The sequence below is a fragment of the Chryseobacterium sp. Mn2064 genome, assembly GCF_049319685.1.
In the GTDB taxonomy this organism is placed as follows: Bacteria; Bacteroidota; Bacteroidia; order Flavobacteriales; family Weeksellaceae; genus Chryseobacterium.
Window position 1 is genome coordinate 971,817 of sequence record NZ_JBMOUE010000002.1, and the last position, 17,611, is coordinate 989,427.

The 17,611-nt window shown below is 34.0% G+C and carries 13 protein-coding genes and 2 tRNA genes; 12 read left to right on the top strand and 3 right to left on the bottom strand.

The window, feature by feature from the left end; all coding sequences use genetic code 11:
- Positions 1–2: 2 nt before the first annotated feature.
- Complete coding sequence (locus ACL9RH_RS11500) at positions 3–1,676, bottom strand: glutamine--tRNA ligase/YqeY domain fusion protein (protein ID WP_422693504.1); 1,674 nt, start codon at positions 1,674–1,676, stop codon at positions 3–5.
- A gap of 154 nt (positions 1,677–1,830) precedes the next feature.
- Here ACL9RH_RS11500 and ACL9RH_RS11505 point away from each other — a divergent pair, with 154 nt between their 5' ends.
- Complete coding sequence (locus ACL9RH_RS11505) at positions 1,831–2,964, top strand: alpha/beta hydrolase (RefSeq protein WP_422693505.1); 1,134 nt, start codon at positions 1,831–1,833, stop codon at positions 2,962–2,964.
- Between the two features lie 508 nt (positions 2,965–3,472).
- Positions 3,473–3,640: a bacteriocin-like protein gene (locus ACL9RH_RS11510; RefSeq protein ID WP_422693506.1), complete on the top strand. Its 168-nt coding sequence runs from the start codon at positions 3,473–3,475 to the stop codon at positions 3,638–3,640.
- A 14-nt stretch (positions 3,641–3,654) separates the two neighbouring features.
- On the opposite strand, the gene ACL9RH_RS11515 is transcribed toward ACL9RH_RS11510, so the two are convergent.
- On the bottom strand, positions 3,655–4,659 hold the full coding sequence (locus ACL9RH_RS11515; RefSeq protein ID WP_422693507.1) for an o-succinylbenzoate synthase: 1,005 nt from the start codon (positions 4,657–4,659) through the stop codon (positions 3,655–3,657).
- Positions 4,660–5,676: a class 1 fructose-bisphosphatase gene (fbp, locus tag ACL9RH_RS11520; protein WP_422693508.1), complete on the bottom strand. Its 1,017-nt coding sequence runs from the start codon at positions 5,674–5,676 to the stop codon at positions 4,660–4,662.
- 324 nt (positions 5,677–6,000) lie between these two features.
- On the opposite strand from fbp, the gene ACL9RH_RS11525 reads away from it, so the two are divergent.
- The 10 genes from ACL9RH_RS11525 to ACL9RH_RS11570 all read left to right on the top strand — a co-directional run bounded on the left by ACL9RH_RS11525 (position 6,001) and on the right by ACL9RH_RS11570 (position 17,608).
- Complete coding sequence (locus tag ACL9RH_RS11525) at positions 6,001–7,239, top strand: aspartate kinase (RefSeq protein ID WP_422693509.1); 1,239 nt, start codon at positions 6,001–6,003, stop codon at positions 7,237–7,239.
- A gap of 22 nt (positions 7,240–7,261) precedes the next feature.
- A complete protein-coding gene (locus ACL9RH_RS11530) occupies positions 7,262–9,103 on the top strand; it encodes a lysophospholipid acyltransferase family protein (RefSeq protein WP_422693510.1) in 1,842 nt (613 codons plus the stop codon).
- Positions 9,104–9,210: 107 nt separating this feature from the next.
- Positions 9,211–9,283, top strand: a tRNA-Phe gene (locus tag ACL9RH_RS11535).
- A gap of 264 nt (positions 9,284–9,547) precedes the next feature.
- Positions 9,548–9,620, top strand: a tRNA-Phe gene (locus tag ACL9RH_RS11540).
- A 608-nt stretch (positions 9,621–10,228) separates the two neighbouring features.
- Complete coding sequence (locus ACL9RH_RS11545; protein WP_422693511.1) at positions 10,229–11,377, top strand: tyrosine-type recombinase/integrase; 1,149 nt, start codon at positions 10,229–10,231, stop codon at positions 11,375–11,377.
- Positions 11,378–11,900: 523 nt separating this feature from the next.
- Entirely contained in the window at positions 11,901–12,728 is an 828-nt protein-coding gene (locus ACL9RH_RS11550; protein WP_422693512.1) for a hypothetical protein, read from the top strand.
- Between the two features lie 2 nt (positions 12,729–12,730).
- On the top strand, positions 12,731–13,711 hold the full coding sequence (locus ACL9RH_RS11555) for a hypothetical protein (RefSeq protein WP_422693513.1): 981 nt from the start codon (positions 12,731–12,733) through the stop codon (positions 13,709–13,711).
- 538 nt (positions 13,712–14,249) lie between these two features.
- Positions 14,250–15,722 carry a hypothetical protein gene (locus ACL9RH_RS11560; RefSeq protein ID WP_422693514.1) on the top strand — a complete coding sequence of 491 codons (1,473 nt, stop codon included), beginning with the start codon at positions 14,250–14,252 and terminating at the stop codon, positions 15,720–15,722.
- A 42-nt stretch (positions 15,723–15,764) separates the two neighbouring features.
- Positions 15,765–17,003 carry an RHS repeat domain-containing protein gene (locus tag ACL9RH_RS11565; RefSeq protein ID WP_422693515.1) on the top strand — a complete coding sequence of 413 codons (1,239 nt, stop codon included), beginning with the start codon at positions 15,765–15,767 and terminating at the stop codon, positions 17,001–17,003.
- The gene (locus ACL9RH_RS11570; RefSeq protein ID WP_422693516.1) at positions 16,985–17,608 is read left to right on the top strand and encodes a hypothetical protein; all 624 of its coding nucleotides are present in this window, start codon (positions 16,985–16,987) and stop codon (positions 17,606–17,608) included. Before ACL9RH_RS11565 ends, ACL9RH_RS11570 begins: the two co-directional genes overlap by 19 nt.
- Positions 17,609–17,611 lie beyond the last annotated feature (3 nt).

The window sequence follows — 17,611 nt, forward strand, 5'->3', positions numbered from 1 at the left end:
AATTATTCAGGTTTATAAGAATCCTTTAGTGTTACGGTACGGTTAAATACCAATGTATCCTCTGTAGAGTCCTGATCTTTTGTAAAGTAACCTATTCTCTGGAACTGCAATGGCTCACCTATAGCAACCTCTTTAAGGTTTGGCTCAGCAAAACCTTTTACGGTAGTTACAGATTCAGGGTTGATGAAATTTAAGAAATCAACATCTTTCTCAGCATCCGGCTGCTCTACTGTAAACAGCTGGTTGTAGATTCTTACCTCTACCGGAATAGCGTGCTTTGCAGATACCCAGTGTAAAGTTCCTTTTACTTTTCTTAAACTTTCTTCTGTTCCGCTTCCTGACTTGCTCTTTTCATCGTAAGTAGCATAAATGGTAGTGATTTCACCATTTTCATCTTTTTCTACTCTTTCTGCTTTAATGATATAAGCAGACTTCAGACGAACTTCGCCTCCCAGTTTCAATCGGAAGAATTTATTGTTAGCCTCCTCTTTGAAATCCTCACGCTCAATATACAGTTCTCTTGAGAAAGGAATTTCTCTTGTCCCCGCGTTTTCCTGTTCCGGATTGTTCTCAGTCTCCAACCATTCTTCTTTATCTTCAGGATAGTTTTCGATGACCAGTTTTACCGGATCTACAACAGCCATTACACGCTTAGCTACTTTATTCAGGTCTTCACGTACACAGAAGTCAAGCAACTGGATTTCGATCAGGTTTTCTCTCTTTGCAACCCCTACTTTTTCAATAAAGTTTCTGATTGCTGTCGGTGTGAAACCTTTTCTTCTCATCCCTGAAATAGTAGGCATTCTAGGATCATCCCATCCTGTTACCACTCCTTCAGCAACCAATCGCTGAAGTTTTCTTTTGGAAGTAATCATATAGGAAACATTCATCCTCGCAAATTCTCTTTGCTTGTTTTTCACTTTTCCTTCTTCGTATACCTGATCCAAATACCAGTTGTATAAAGGTCTGTGATTTTCAAACTCTAAAGAACACAGCGAGTGTGAAATTTGTTCAATATAATCAGATTCCCCATGAGCCCAGTCGTACATTGGATAAATCTTCCAGGCTGTACCTGTTCTGTGGTGAGGTTTATTCAAAATTCTGTACATAACAGGATCACGCATATTCATGTTTGGCGAAACCATGTCAATTTTTGCACGAAGAGACATTGAACCACTTTCAAATTCTCCGTTTTTCATCCTTTCGAATAAATCTAACGATTCTTCAACAGGACGGTTTCTGTAGGGAGATTCTATTCCTGGTTCTGCAGGATTTTTTCTTTGTTCAGTAATCACTTCAGACGGCTGCTCATCTACATAAGCTTTTCCTTCTTTAATTAATTGAACGGCCCAATCGTAAAGCTGCTGGAAGTAATCGGATGCGTACAAAACTTTATCCCACTTGAAACCTAACCATTCAACATCTTTCATGATAGAATCTACGAATTCCTGCTCTTCTTTTTCAGGGTTCGTATCGTCGAAACGAAGGTTTACGGGAGCGTTGTATTTTTCTCCCAAACCAAAGTTGATGCAGATCGCTTTTGTGTGTCCTACATGCAGATAACCATTGGGTTCAGGGGGAAAACGGAAACGGATTTCTTCTCTTTTCAGTCCGTTTGCCAAATCATCTTCAATAATTTGCTCAATAAAATTGAGGGATTTTTTTTCTTCTTCCATTAAACTAGCTTTTATTTTTTAGCAAAAAAAGTTATACAAAGTTACGGAAAAATAAGTGTTTGTGAAAGTGATAATTTAAAAGCCTTACGTATTGTTATTCAGTATTTTTCATTAATTTAGGGAAAGCTAAAACCATTTTATCAAATTAAGAATCATGGCCGTTTATATCGTAAGCAACCGGAAAATTGTGCGTCATAAAGACGAAAAAGTAGATTCTTTTTCCAATGATGAATACTCCATTCCTAATTTTAGGATTGCCAAATGTAATTTTGAAGATTACAAGGAGCCTTCTGCACAAGCCAAAAAGAAAAAAGATTACACCAATCGTAATATACTGGATTACAAGCTTTTTTCAGAACCGGAAAAACAAGGCTACGAAAATGTGTTGGAAGTTCTTTTGAACGAAAAGGGACTTAAAAAATCTTCCCTTACAGCCAACAACCTCGGTGGAACCCAGAGAATGTTCTATGAGCTGTACAAAAATATGTCGTCTACCAAAGATCGAAGTGATGTATTAATTTTTATTCACGGGTATGCTTACACTTTCGATGATGAATTAAAAGCAATTCTGGATCTTAAGAAGATATTCATCGATAATCCAGCTTCTCCTGTAGAACATATTTTATTTGTAAGCTGGCCGGCTTCCAGCAGTATTGTTCCACTCACTTATTTTGATGATAAAGCTTCCAGTATCAATTCCGGAAATTCTCTTCTGAGGCTTTTCTACTTTTACACTCAGTTTTTAAAAGATATTTTTTCCAATCGCGATCTCGCTCCGTGCAACCAAAGAATTCATCTGATGGCCCATTCTATGGGAAACCGGGTTCTTCAAAGTATGCTTTACAGCTTCAAAAGAGAAAATATTATGAGAGTAATTGATCAGGTTCTGCTATTGAATGCTGATGTGAGTTATAAGGTGTTTGAGGATTCAGAAGATTCTTTCAACAAACTTCCTCTTCTGGCCAACAGAATTTCTGTGTATCTGAACAGACAGGATGTTATTCTGGGGATTTCTCAATTCACCAAGAATATACTTACCCCAAGATTGGGTAAAAATGGCCCTAGCGACATCATTCAATATAAAGATACAGTTTCTATTATCGACTGTACTTTTGTGAAGGACGATCTTCTTAGCGGCCTTAGGTTTGACGTAGGAAATCATTGGGGATATCTTTCGAGTTCGCAGGTTCAAAACGATATATTTCAGAATTTATACGGAGTAGACCGAAACCTTATTTCGAATAGAATAAAGGAGAGTGAAAATATTTTCACCATTGCATCTCACTGATTTATTAAGAAAATATTACAGAAATTAACTCTGTGTTAAAGTTGTAGCGGGCTTTTCAGAATGGCATAGAGATTGCCAATTCATAGCATAGAGAATTACAATTTTTTATTATGGAAAAAATTAAAAAGAGGTTTTCTTATTTCTTAGATTATATAAAGAAAGCCATTTTCGTAAAAGATGTGATTTAACTGAATTTTTAATCCTGTAAACAGAAAAACTATCCGATCCAATCATTATTTTATTCTTTACATACAATCAAATTTAAATCTAAAATTCCTACAAAAATGCGGGAACTTTGCTATGAGATGTAAAGACCGCTAATAGAAAATTTTTATTCAAACTCGCTATAAAATATAAAAACAGGACTCACATAAAGCCCTGTTTTTTATTTATTGAATATAATAGATTTAAAACAAACACATTTACTTTAATCAATAATTATTGATTTATTTTGCGTATCTGACAAAACTTTTCGATATTTACTTTCCAATCAATTAAAATATTCATTATGAAAAATCTACAAAAAATCAAAAGAGACAAATTAAAGACCATCAAAGGTGGAAGACCACCTCTTGGATGCAACAACTGGAATCCTGCTGCCATGTGCTGCAGATCCTGGGCTACTGATTATTGTGGGCAAGCTACTTGTCCAAATTCACCGGCCCCATCATGTTAATCTAATTTTCTCAATTATATTTTGAACCATAGCAACTCATTCCTGAGCTCTAAATCGGATTCAAAATTATTGACGAACAAAGCTCCAGTGCCTAAACCTTGAGGCATTGGACTTTTTTTTGTGAATGTATACTGGGCAATAGCATTCAGTCCTATATTACTTTCCAATGCAGAGGTAATCCACCAGCCTATGTTCTGTTTTTCGGCAAGAGATATCCATTCATCAGATCCTGAAAATCCGCCCACCAAGGCAGGTTTCAAAATAATATATTGTGGATTTATTGCTTTTAATAACTTTTCTTTCTCTACAGGATCTGTAATTCCGATCAGTTCTTCATCTAAGGCAATTGGAGTAGGTGTCTGGGCACACAGTTCTGCCATATCAGCCCAATTTCCAGCTTTTATAGGTTGTTCAATAGAGTGAATATTCAGATCTGCCAACTGTTGTAAAACAATCACTGCTTCATCTTTGCTGAATCCTCCATTGGCATCCACCCGTAATTCCAGCTGGTCTTTAGAAAATTTCTGTCTTAGTTCCTGTAGAATAACATGTTCTGATTTCCAGTCGACTCCGATCTTCAGTTTAATACAGTGAAATCCTTTTTCCAGTTTATCCTGGATCTGCTCTTCCATGTATCCTACATCTCCCATCCAAATCAGTCCATTGATGGTAATGGCTGCTTTCCCTTCTGTAAATTCACTTGGAAAATAAAGACTGTCACCATATTTTAAATTCTGAACTGCCTGTTCATAACCAAACCATAGGGAAGGAAATTCTTTCAGTTCTTCTTTTAAATATTCTGGTTCTTTACCAATATTTTCACAAAGCCATTTCAGTTTATCTTCATAATCTGGTCTGTCATCAAAACTCAGGCCTCTGAAAATAGCACATTCCCCTATTCCTTTTCTTCCGTTGTCCGAAATTTCAAAAATAAAGGTCTCTTTATCAAGCAAAACGCCGCGAGATGTTCCACTCGGGCGTTTGAATTCTAATAAATATTTTAAATACGTCGCTTTCATTTATTTCACGCTGTCAATACGCATAAATTCCTCTGCTTTCTCCACCATATTAATACTTCCACAGAAAAACGGAATTCTTTGGTGAAGTTCTGTAGGTTCTACTTCCAGAATTCTTCTGAATCCGTCTGTTGCTTTACCTCCAGCCTGCTCTGCAAGGAATGCCATTGGATTGCATTCATACAGTAATCTTAGCTTTCCGTTCGGAGCCTGTGAATAAGAAGGATAAATATAAATTCCTCCTTTCAGCATATTTCTATGGAAGTCTGCTACCAAAGAGCCAATATATCTGGAAGTGTAAGGACGGTCTCCTTCTTCCATCTGACAGTATTTAAGATAATTTTTTACACCTTGAGGGAATTTAATATAGTTTCCTTCGTTGATGGAATAGATTTTACCTGTTTTTGGGAAAGTCATATTTGGATGAGAGAGATAATAAGTACCTAAAGATGGATCCAATGTAAACCCGTTCACACCATTTCCTGTTGTATACACAATCATGGTAGAAGATCCGTAAATAACATATCCTGCCGCAATCTGATTAATTCCTTTCTGTAAAAAGTCTTCCAGCTGTACCGGAGTTCCTGGTTCTGTAACTCTTCTGTAAATAGAGAAAATAGTTCCCACAGAAACATTTACATCAATATTGGAAGATCCATCCAAAGGATCAATAAGTACTACATATTTGCTTAGATGACCATTTTCACCGCATTTGATATCGATAAAATCATCATTTTCCTCAGAAGCTATACCACAAACAACCTCTCTCTGAGACAAAGCCGTAATAAAAATTTCATTAGCGATGACATCAAGCTTCTGCTGCTCTTCTCCCTGAACGTTTTGGTTTCCTGCAGCTCCTGTTATATCTACAATTCCGGCTTTATTTACTTCTCGGTTTACCACTTTCGAAGCCAATCTTATTGCACTCAGAAGACGAGAGAATTCACCTGTGGAATACTGAAAATCGTCCTGCTTATCAATAAGAAATTCTCCTAAAGTCTGTAATGGTTGATTTGACATATTTTTCTTTTTACGTTTTGCCCAAATTTCGGAAAATTTATTGCATTAAGAAAATTTAATTAAAAAAGACTTTAATCATTGTTTTTCAATACAATACAATCGTAACTTGACTTAACATCACAGAATTTCAGAATATGACAGTACCCAATTTGTTATCACAAACAGATGAAAAATTCAGTTTATTTCATGAATTCCTTATTTTAAGGAAATCTTAATTCTATCATCGCAATAGGCTATTTCATATCTCGTTGTAAATTTATAATTTTGACGTCCGTAAAAAACTCATGTAATTTTTTATCTAACAATTTTATTTTTAACAATTTAATGAAAATTTTCAAGTTTGGTGGAGCGTCTGTAAAAGACGCCGAAAGTGTGAAAAACGTGTCTATGGTTCTAAAAAGCCAGGGATTTGCCAAATGTTTGCTGGTAATTTCAGCAATGGGCAAAACGACCAATGAGTTGGAAAAAGTTGTAGAACTTTATTTCAAAAAGGATAACTATCAAACTGAGATTGAGAAGATAAAACGAAAACACATTGAGATTGCGGAAGGACTTTTTCCTGAAAATCATGCCGTTTTTGCTGAAATCAATCTTTTTTTTGATGATATTGATTCTTTTCTAAGAAGAAATAAATCTCCTAATTACAACTTTGTGTATGACCAAGTGGTAAGCTGCGGGGAAATGATTTCCACAAAGATTGTGAGCGAATATTTGAATGAAATCCAATTTACCAATCAGTGGCTTGATGCCCGAGATTATGTCAAAACGGATAATTCGTACAGAGAAGGTACGGTAGACTGGGCAAGAACGGAAGAATTTATTTCCAATCTGAATCCTGAAATCTGCTATGTAACGCAGGGATTCATTGGTTCTGACGACAATAATTTTACGGTGACGTTAGGAAGAGAGGGTTCTGACTACTCTGCGGCTATTTTTGCTTACTGCTTAAATGCTGATGCTATGACGATATGGAAAGATGTTCCTGGAGTAATGACAGGAGATCCAAGAAAATTCGAAGATGTATCTCTTCTCTCCAATATTTCCTATGAAGAAGCCATTGAAATGGCATATTATGGAGCAAGTGTTATTCACCCGAAAACATTACAGCCATTACAGCAAAAAAATATTCCTTTCTATGTAAAATCTTTCGTAGATCCTACCAAAGAAGGAACAAAAGTAGGTGCATCTGACCAAAACCAACAGGAGGAATCTTATATTTTAAAAGAAAACCAGGCATTGCTGAAAATCTCAACAAGAGACTTTTCTTTCATTGCTGAAGATCATATGAGCCTAATTTTTGGATATTTATCAAAATATAAAATCAAGGTTTCTCTGATGCAGAATTCTGCAATCTCACTGGCACTGTGCCTTGAGGATAAATTTAATCACATTGAAGAGCTTAACGAAGAACTTCAAAAAATTTTTAAAACCGAAGCAATTAAAAATGTATCTTTATTCACAGTAAGAAATGCGAAGATGGATCACATTGACAAATTTTACCATGAAAAAAATGTATTGTTGGAACAAATTTCCAAGAATACTCTTCAAATGGTAACACAATAATAATAATTGCGACTAAACACACATGAGTTTAATTTCGAAAAACGATCTAATCCAAGCTTCCGGCTTAAGTAAAATCGGGTTCCTCAAGAATCCGATAGCATCCGCTGTAATGAGCATTGCCAAAATAAACGAAGTAAACAAATTATACGATAAACTAAAAGACAAGGAAGGCAAAGACTTTTTCGACTCATTTGTGAGAGAGAGAAACTTAAGCTATGTAGCTTTTGAAGAAGACCTGGCAAAAATTCCGAAAACAGGACCGTTTGTATTGGTTTCCAATCATCCCCTGGGTGCTATTGACGGGATTTTGATGTGCAAGGTCTTATCCGAGGTTCGTCCGGATTTCAAGGTAATGGGTAATTTCCTTTTGGAGAAGATAAAGCCTATGGAACCGTATGTAATTGCAGTAAACCCTTTTGAAGGTAGAAAAGAAGCTTACAGCAGCTCTTCAGGAATGCGTGAAACTCTCAAGCATTTGCAAAACGGAGGCTGTGTAGGTATTTTCCCGGCAGGAGAAGTTTCCAATAAAAACAATCCTTACGGAGAAATTCTAGATAAAGAATGGGAAAAAACGGCACTTAAGCTTATCAGAATGGCTAAAGTGCCGGTAGTTCCTATGTATTTCCATGCTAAGAACAGCCGACTTTTTTATCAGGTAGCTAAACTTCACCCGAATTTACAAACCCTAATGTTGCCTGCTGAAATGATGAATGATAGAGAAAAGCCTATCAGGATCAGAATTGGGCGTCCCATTACAGTAAAGGCTATGGATGAGATGGAAACCATTGAAGAATTGGGAGAGTTTTTGAAACGTAAGGTGTATATGATGAAATCTTACTATGAAAAAAGAAAATCTCTTGCTCAAAGCATTAATCTTCAGAATCTGTCTGTAAAATTTCCTCTACTGAAGGAAGAAAATATCGTTCAGAATATCATTGATGAGACTCCGGTTGAAGACATTATAAAAGATGTTGACAAGCTTAGGGGAACAGATAAAATGTTATTCAGTAACGGAAATTATGAGATTTACTTTACGACTTACGAAGAAATTCCATCCATCATGAGGGAAATCGGACGTCAGAGAGAGCTTACTTTCCGTGCAGTAGGTGAAGGAAGCAACCTTCCGTTTGACCTTGATGAGTACGATAAGCATTACCATCATCTATTCCTTTGGGATAACGCCGAGAAAAAACTGGCCGGAGCCTACAGAATGGCATTAGGTAGAGAGGTGATGAAGAAGTATGGCATCAAAGGATTCTATACAAGCTCTTTATTTGAGTTCGAGCAGGACATTCATCCTTTCTTTAAAAAGGTGATCGAAATGGGTCGTGCCTACATCTGCCAGGAATATCAGCAGAAACCTCTTCCACTCTTCCTTTTATGGAGAGGAATTGTACATGTATGTCTGAGAAACCCTGATCATAAATTCCTTATGGGAGGTGTAAGTATTTCCAATAAGTTTTCTGAGTTCTCAAAGTCTCTGATGATCGAGTTTATGCGTTCCAATTATTTTGATTCTGCAGTGGCTCAGTATATCACTCCGAGAAATGAGTATAAGGTAAAACTTCGGGACAGGGATAAAAATATCTTCTTTGAAGAAATGGAATCTGATCTGAACAAGCTGGATAAGATCATTGATGATCTTGAACCTGAATTAAGGCTTCCTGTTTTGATCAAGAAATACATTAAACAGAATGCGAAAGTAATTGCCTTCAACGTAGATCCGAACTTCAATGATGCAATTGACGGATTAATGTATATCCGAATCAGTGATCTTCCGGAAAACACGATCAAACCGGTATTGGAAGAGATGAGTGAACAAATCCGAAAGGAGCAGGAAAATAATCAGACTGATAATCAATAACTTTTTGGTGTTTTCATAAAAAAGTACGATGAATACTTGCTTTGTATAGTAAAACGTACTACTTTTGCATCACTTTAAAACAACGAAGTAATAAACAACAACATAATGGTTTCTTAGCTCAGTTGGTAGAGCAATGGATTGAAAATCCATGTGTCCCTGGTTCGATTCCTGGAGAAACCACTTGAAAACCTCTAATTTTTTAGAGGTTTTTTTGTTTTTAGATTTGTTACTCAGAAATGATTGAAAGCCTTCTTAGCATCATTTCCTGCTCTGTGCTGATTTTTAATCTTCTCATGGTAATTTTTCTCCCTGTTAATCTTACTCTTAGCGATAAAAAGAGACTAACAGACATTAAAAAAACAAAAACATCGGTAATAATTCAAAAAATTATATTACTTTTGCATCACTTTAAAAACAACGAAGTAAGTCAAACAACAATATAATGGTTTCTTAGCTCAGTTGGTAGAGCAATGGATTGAAAATCCATGTGTCCCTGGTTCGATTCCTGGAGAAACCACAACATTCACGAGTGAAAATGCTCAAAGCCCCTTCAATAGGGGCTTTTTTGTTATTCATAGCTGATTGTTTGTAGTATTCTGAAGTATTCTTTCCCAAGATTTATTCCCCCTATAATTCCCCCTGCCAAAACCAAAGGGGAAATTTTGTAACCAAATTCTTGTTTTAGGCTAAATATGACAAGGGCTTGAACTTCTAAAATTTGATAATTTTAATGAAGCGAACTACCCTATTCCAGAATTTCAATAATTTCGATTTTCGGCACTTCTTTTTCTGATTAATATTCAATATAAAAAATTTCCCCCTGTAAAATCCAAGGGGGAATTTTCATAATACCTCTATTTTAAACATAATATGATGTTGGCGTATAATTACCCTGTAAAATCAGAATTTCCAATTTTGAGGTATATATCGACAAGGGATTTTTAAGAATTCTCCCAAATTGTAATTTTTCCATTTTCTCATAAAACAACCAACTAGTTGATTTTCATCAATTTAATTTTGATTATTGTAAACAATTCTCTATCTTCGCTCCTTTTTTAATTTTTAGGAGAGTTAATGTAAATGAAAGCAAGAAAAATTCTTGTGTAAATATTAAAATTTAAAAAAATGAAAAAAGAATTTTCTATTTTAATCATCCTAAGAAAGGATAAAAAAGGAGTTGACGGAAAATACCCGCTTAATGTTCAGGTTAGATTACATTCTAAAGTAATGAAGCTTCCAACCAAACAAAGGCTATTTGCTGAAGAATGGAACAATAAAACTAAAACGTGTATTGGTAAAGGTTTTGGAGAGCTAAATGTCCGTTTAAAAGATATTACTTTGGAGCTAGAAAAATTTTGCTTGAATAAGCTTAACAATAAGCAGACTTTAACGCTCGAAAATATTAAAGACTTCTACAATGGCGTTAATCTTAACTGTTTCTATACGGTATTTGATAAAATGCTCGCAATAAAATCCAAAAAAATTAAAGAGCCTACCCTATATAAGTATAATTTGCTTAGAAAATATCTTAAAGAGTTTAAAAAACGTATTGATGTTGCTGAAATAAATTTAATGTTTATCGAAGATTTTGAAGCTTTTTTAAGAAAGAAAAACGACGGTATATATGGAATCGCTAATCATCACAAGAATCTGGATGCTATCATTAATTTAGCCATCAAACATAAGCTAATGATAGAAAACCCTTACATCAACAAGGAATATAAAGAAAAATCCGAATGTTTAGTTTTTCTTACTCCAGACGAACTTGAAAGTTTCGTTAAAATAAAAGTAAACCCTAACTCTGGGATGAGATTAACTAAAGATAGATTCATATTTGCCTCCTTAACAGGATTAAGACATTCTGATGTTAATACATTAAAGATGAAAGATATTGATTTTAAAGCAAAAATCATTACTAAAAAACAAGTTAAAACGGATAACGATGTTAAAATACCTTTGAATACGAGAGCTTTTGTAATGGCTAAACAATATGGTAAAGGAAAGGACAAGGATGAACTTCTATTCCCTACCGTAACCAATCAGAATGATAATTCCAGATTAAAAACTCTTGCGGAAGCTATCAAATTAAATAAAAACCTGACCTTCCATGTTTCGAGGCATACCTTCGGAACGATGATGGTTAATTATTATAATGTTCCGATAACAATTGTTAAAGAAATGATGGGACATACCGATATAAGTATTACGGCTAATTATGCTAATGTTAATACGGATATGATGAAAGAAGCCATGAAGAACAAATTTAAGTTTTAATTGTCTCAGATTTTAATAGGGTAACTGCATCTTTAGATAATTGAATTTTTATTTTTAGACGTAGTTACCCTAAAATTTTAGCTATCTTTGTAAAAGATAAAAATATGAAATTATAAGAATAAAATATTATTAAAATAAAATAGAAATACCGCATTTAGCGAACTAACTCCTGTAATCGAAAAGTCGAAATTTTAAGTGGTACGGGAAAGGTTTGGCAAATGCTCGGGTTTAGGCTCGGGCGTTGCTTTACTTTGTACCACAGGGCTTCGACTCCCTCGATTACGAGTAAAGATTAACGCTTCGAGCTTTTTTTATGTTTATGGGTTTCCGTAAAAAATATTGAGAGTTGAAGCGTATAATTGAACTTAAAAAAATTATACTATGAAAAAAACATTCTTATTTGTAGACCTATTATTCTTCTGGTTTACCTCTCATAAAACTAATTCTGAAATAAATGGAATTAGCAAAATAAAATCATTTGTGAACTCACTTCTTCAGAAATCCTCAATTAAAAAATATAATTATGAGTGATTTCTCTTTACTGGTTCGGATAAAATACGATGCCTTAGATTCAGAACAAAAAAGAATGTTTGATGAAGAATATAAGCGCAGGAAAAAAACCTTTGAAGACGATTATAACAGCGACCTTGCTTTAGAAATATTACGGGATATTTCGATGATGTTTCCTGATGAGAGTCGTGATTCAAGAGATAAAGATGTTGCTAAAAAGAGTGTAAACGACCTTTACATCACTCAAAAAGCTCAATCAGGAGAAAGTTATTCTTTTTATATAATCGTTGGTATAATCATATTGTTTAGCGTTTCTGCTTTTTTCTTAAAGCCTGATCGGGCTAAAATGCAGAATGCTATTGTTGATAAAATCTTACTACAAAAACCTCAGATTTTTAAAACGATGAAAAACTTCTTTTTAGGAGAAGAAATGACGGAGAAATATTCCCAAAACTTTATTTCCAATACTCTTTCTAAAAAAGGATATTCCAATCTTGGGATATATGAGGAAGATTTTGTTTTAGTAAGAAAACTAGACTATCGTAACGAGGATTCCAAAGAAAACCTAATCACAGCTTACGGTTTTTTAGGATTTACAAAAGTCCTTTTCAGTGATGAAAATCTTGCAGAAGATAACTTCAGCAACAAACAAAATAAAAGTGGCAAAGATCACAATACTCAAAGAGTTGATATAACAAGGGTTGAAAGTTATAAACCTAGCAAGGGATATAATTATTATGAAGAACAATCTAAAATGAGAGAAAAAAATAAAGTATCCCAGAATTCTGAAGCTGAAACTAACGTTCCCAATCAGCAGGGAGATTCAATACAAATCAATTAATCATGAAAAAATTAATAACATCCATTGCATTCATTAGTTATTTTCTGGTTTTTAGTCAGAAAAATATCAATGAGGAACTTGCAGAAGCTGAAAAGTATACCAATCAAATAATAGAAAATAATCCCGATAAAATTTCACATTATTATAAATTGGATAATGGCATTCTTAAAAGATACTATCCCGATAACGATAACAATGAAGACGCTGTTAATGAGATACTGATGTCATACAAAATCATAAAAAAAAATAATAAAATAATTTACATTAGTAAATCTGATAACTTTTGGGGAGGCATAGGAGATTGGTACAATGCTCAAGATTTCTATTTTGATAACAATGGAATTCTATTAGGAGCAGTAAAAAAAGAGGAATGGTTTTTAGAAAATAAATGTGCTCAACAAATTAAATTTAGAGGTATATACCTTAATTATGGAAACCCCAAACTGGATAGAAAAGATAAATTTTATAATGAAAATGATAAAGAAATAAATCTTGATTCATCTAACTGTAAAAGTAGCAAAAAGAAGGTATTAGAAATTATTGAAGAAATGGATAAAATTGCATTCAGAGATTTGGAAGGTTTCATGAAAGCGGAAAAAATTAAATACTATCGGACTGATAAAAATGAGGCTAAAACGAAGAAAAATGTTGATAAAAACGATAAGGCAACCGAAAATGCAGGTGATCCTTTGGGTGGTGATGGTAACGGTAATAGCAAAGTGGGAATTGACCGAAAATTGATAGGTTATATTCCTGGAACAATGGGAAGAGGAGGGGTACAACCTTCTCATATTTGTACGGCAAGCGGTTCTATTACTATTACCTATACCGTAGATAAAGCAGGGAATGTAGTTTCTGCCAGAAGATCGGGAGGGGTTTCAGATTCTTGCATTGTATCAACATCAATCGGTTGGATCAAGAAATATGTAAAGGCTGAAAAAGCCGATGTAAGTTCTACGGGCACTTATAAAATTACATTTTAATGCTCTCTTCAAGGGCGTATTCATAATTGCATTCGGAAATTTAGTGGGTTGTGAGGGCTGAAAGAATCAAATATTACAAATAAGGTTTGAAAGGAAAATAAAACAAGTCGAAAGCAAGTAAAAGCATGATATGTTTTACTGAAATAACAAGTAATACAGAAGTGAAAATATAAGTCAGAATACAAGAAGAAGCAAGTAAGGGTTATCTGAAAAGGCTCTATGAAGCCCGAAAGAGGAAAAGCCCTGATACTAGGAAAAATTGCACCTTTTAAGCCTGTCGGAGATTGAGCAATACAAGTAAAAAGCTTTAGAAATGCCGAAAATTAGCTCTAAAGATCACTTTGAGTAGAAAGTAACGTTTCCGATTTTTAATTGGTTTCTTGCTTATCAGAACTATTAAAAATAAGATATAACACGACAAGTTTTGGCGCATTACCCTATTAGCTTTGTGAAAAACTTATACAGGTTATATGTTTCACTACTCGTAGAAAAATTTGTAAATTGCGGAAAACGCAAAATAACTTAAAAACTAATATTCATGATGAAAAAACTTTACGTTTTTCTCCTATTATATTTAAGTATGGCGAGTGTCGGTCAAATTCCGAGCTTCCCTACTCCACAAGCAAGTAGTTTAGGTAATTATTCCAATAATAATTATGGAAGCATTACAAACGGTAGGAGTGCCCAAAGGAACTATGAGCCGTCTTTACCAAGCTCCTATCAAAAATCCCCAAATACAGTTCAGCAAAATAATGTTTATGGATTAAATACAAGACCACAAAATGATGCTGTAATGCGTGAGATAGAACAGGATATGGCAGAAGTTCGGGAAATGCAATTTCGTAAATGGGTAGAGGACGGCAGAAATATGTCGTATGACTTACCGCCATTATCGGGAAAAGCAGGAACAAAAGCCTATTACGATGCTTTTAACAAGATTTCTGGAATGGATTCTGAAAACTACTCACTAGCTGATGTCAATTTTACCGTAGAAAATGCTTTTTATGATAATAAGCAGGATATAACCAAATTCAAAGCAGGAATCCAGAAAACGGCAAAGCAACTTTTGCAGAAAATGAAGGAAATGAAACAAGATACGGAAAGCAATGTTTCTAAAAACCTGATGTTATTCGAGTATTTTTCTAAGGATATGACTTTAGGAGGAAAAGTTCACGAAGCCTTTGAATATGATTTTAAAGATTATATGGGTGAAAAAGATTATTCCAAAATGTTTGTTTCTAAACTCCTCAAAACAGGCTCAGGGCAATGCCATTCAATGCCTTTATACTATTTGATGTTAGCTGAAGAAATGAATACAGAAACTTATTTATCGTTAGCTCCCAATCATTCTTATATCCGTTTTGTAGATGATGAAGGAAAATTGAGAAATATAGAGCTTACCAATGGTATGTTCCCTACTGATAATGCATTTTTAGAATCGGGATATATTAAATCAGAAGCCTTGCAGAATAAAATTTATATGGAAAACCTTTCTAAAAAAGAATTATTGGGAATGGCTTATTTTGATTTAGCGAGGGGATATGTACATAAGTTCGGGTATGATGAATTTGTAAATAAGGTAATAGATAAAGCATTGGAGCTTTATCCTAATGGAATTGCTCCTAATATGGAAAAAGCAAATGTAGATCGGGCAAGATTAATTTCTGTATTACAACGATTAGGTATTGACCCTGATGATAAAAGAGATTTGGAGAAAGCTGGGTATTTTCCAAAAGCTGTTGAACAGTTTAAAGAGCTCAACGAGCAGTTCAATACTATTGATAATTTAGGATATGCAGAAATGCCTGCTTCTGCTTATGAATCATGGTTAGCAGGTCTTAAAACCGAAAAGAACAAACAGGAAAGCGAAGCATTGGCAGAAAGAATGCGTTTGTATCAACTTCAAAAGCAAAAGGAAAGACAAGAACAAGAAAATTTGAAAAAAGCGCAGGAAAAGAAAAAGCAGGAACAAAAACCAAGATATTTTCCAATTGATCCTAATAAACTATAAAGAAAAAATGAATAATTTTAAAAATCATAAAAACAAATGACTATGAAAAGAATATTACTGATTGTTTTTGCAGTGATAGCTGGATTCACACAGGCGCAAGTGAAGAAAAAAAATCAAACAACTCAGAAACTCAAAACCGAAAAGAAATGGGTAAATCCTGTAAAGCTAACAAAGGAAGAACGTAGCCGTCCTTATATGGATGAAGTTTTGAAAACTAAAGATTCATTAACTCCAAAGGAAGCAGAGAGACGAAGAAAAAATATTGCTATTGGAAATCCGTTTGCTAAATATGGGGTTTATCCCAAGATTGCTACCCTCAGTAAAGGAAAGTATCTGGAATTTCACGATACTGATAGTATTGTAGTGATTGGCTCGGTAAGGTTTAATACTAAAAGAAACAATATCATTGAAGTAAGGGAAGTTGATTTATCTGATCCTGATGCTCAGCCTATTGGTGATACTCATGGACGCTGGATGAGTCCAGACCCTTTGAGCGAAGAGTTTCCTGATTGGTCGCCTTATAATTATGCATTTAATAATCCATTAAAATTTACCGATCCAACAGGAATGGCTCCTGAAACTGACTTTATTGATATTTTTTCAGGTAAAAAAACTCATATTGAAGATGGCAAAGATCAAACAATAGCTGCAACTACCCATGAAATTAATAAGGCTAAAAGTAATTTTGATAACAATAAAACAGCTTATTTTAAGGATCTTGCCAAAAAAGAAAATTCCGAAGCTAATCTAAATCTTACGTCAAAAGAATTTGATTTTTTAGCGCAAACACTGTATGCAGAAAGTACAGGAGGTTTTCAAGAAACATGGGGAATTTTAGACGTTCTTAAAAATAGAGCATCAAATGAGGGAAATAATTTAATGGATCAATTATCAGATGAATCTCCTTATGGAGTTTACGGAGTAAGAAAAACTGATTCTGGTTCACAAAGTGGATATAAATATTCTTACTCTAATGAAACTGGACCCGACGCAGATCTTAAACGTAATAATGTTCATAAAGCTATTGCTTATGGAATTATTAGCAAAGCGGATATTACCAATGGAGGAACCCACTGGGATGGAGTAGATTTTAAATCAGGAGGTGGACATAGAGCCAGATATTTGCAAGGGTATTTATTTACAAACCCTTCACATGATTTATTTGGGCAAGGAAATTATAAAGCAAACGGTGCCTATAAGTTTCAATCTACAAATGCTATAGGAAATACAACTTTTTCAAAATATATAAATCCAGGTAAGAGATGGTACATTTCAAAATAATTATTCAATTCCTATTATTATCAGTTATTGTCATTTGTTGCAATACAAAAAGTATTTCAGAGGAACTACATATTAATCCAAATAATGCATTAAAGATTGAAGAATATGAAAAGCAATTTTGTTTTGGAAAGATATATAGATTGGTTAACAAAAGTCCTTTAAAAAGTACGAAATACTATAAAGTCGATACAATAAAAGTATATGAATTTTTGGAAAATAATAGAAATGAGCAGGCAGTAAGTAAATTTCAAGATTTTGTATCTTATACAACAGATACAAATTTTTATTTATTACTAAATGAAAAACAAAATGTTATAATTGCTATTGGTAAGGCTTCTGGCGCATCTGCTTTAGGTGCTGATTATTGGAACTATTTATGTTATTCAATTCCAGACAAAAAAGAAATAAAATTTGGTTCTTTGATTAATAGCCCTTTTTCTTTATTTCCTTCAAATAACATTCTTAATTATATTGAAGTTATGGATAATATTCCAAGACCTGCAAATGGCGAGATCATTAATTTGAATTATACTCCGCTCATAATTGATTCTTATAATTTAGATAAACAACAACTATCACACATGGAAATGAATTGTAATCAATAATTT

Excerpts from the sequence above, each read along its gene's own strand:
- fbp (WP_422693508.1), bottom strand. The coding sequence starts at position 5,676 with ATGTCAAATCAACCATTACAGACTTTAGGAGAATTTCTTATTGATAAG.
- ACL9RH_RS11505 (WP_422693505.1), top strand. The coding sequence starts at position 1,831 with ATGGCCGTTTATATCGTAAGCAACCGGAAAATTGTGCGTCATAAAGAC.
- ACL9RH_RS11555 (WP_422693513.1), top strand. The coding sequence starts at position 12,731 with ATGAAAAAATTAATAACATCCATTGCATTCATTAGTTATTTTCTGGTT.
- ACL9RH_RS11515 (WP_422693507.1), bottom strand. The coding sequence starts at position 4,659 with ATGAAAGCGACGTATTTAAAATATTTATTAGAATTCAAACGCCCGAGT.
- ACL9RH_RS11570 (WP_422693516.1), top strand. The coding sequence starts at position 16,985 with ATGGTACATTTCAAAATAATTATTCAATTCCTATTATTATCAGTTATT.
- ACL9RH_RS11525 (WP_422693509.1), top strand. The coding sequence starts at position 6,001 with ATGAAAATTTTCAAGTTTGGTGGAGCGTCTGTAAAAGACGCCGAAAGT.
- ACL9RH_RS11545 (WP_422693511.1), top strand. The coding sequence starts at position 10,229 with ATGAAAAAAGAATTTTCTATTTTAATCATCCTAAGAAAGGATAAAAAA.
- ACL9RH_RS11550 (WP_422693512.1), top strand. The coding sequence starts at position 11,901 with ATGAGTGATTTCTCTTTACTGGTTCGGATAAAATACGATGCCTTAGAT.
- ACL9RH_RS11500 (WP_422693504.1), bottom strand. The coding sequence starts at position 1,676 with ATGGAAGAAGAAAAAAAATCCCTCAATTTTATTGAGCAAATTATTGAA.
- ACL9RH_RS11510 (WP_422693506.1), top strand. The coding sequence starts at position 3,473 with ATGAAAAATCTACAAAAAATCAAAAGAGACAAATTAAAGACCATCAAA.
- ACL9RH_RS11560 (WP_422693514.1), top strand. The coding sequence starts at position 14,250 with ATGATGAAAAAACTTTACGTTTTTCTCCTATTATATTTAAGTATGGCG.
- ACL9RH_RS11565 (WP_422693515.1), top strand. The coding sequence starts at position 15,765 with ATGAAAAGAATATTACTGATTGTTTTTGCAGTGATAGCTGGATTCACA.
- ACL9RH_RS11530 (WP_422693510.1), top strand. The coding sequence starts at position 7,262 with ATGAGTTTAATTTCGAAAAACGATCTAATCCAAGCTTCCGGCTTAAGT.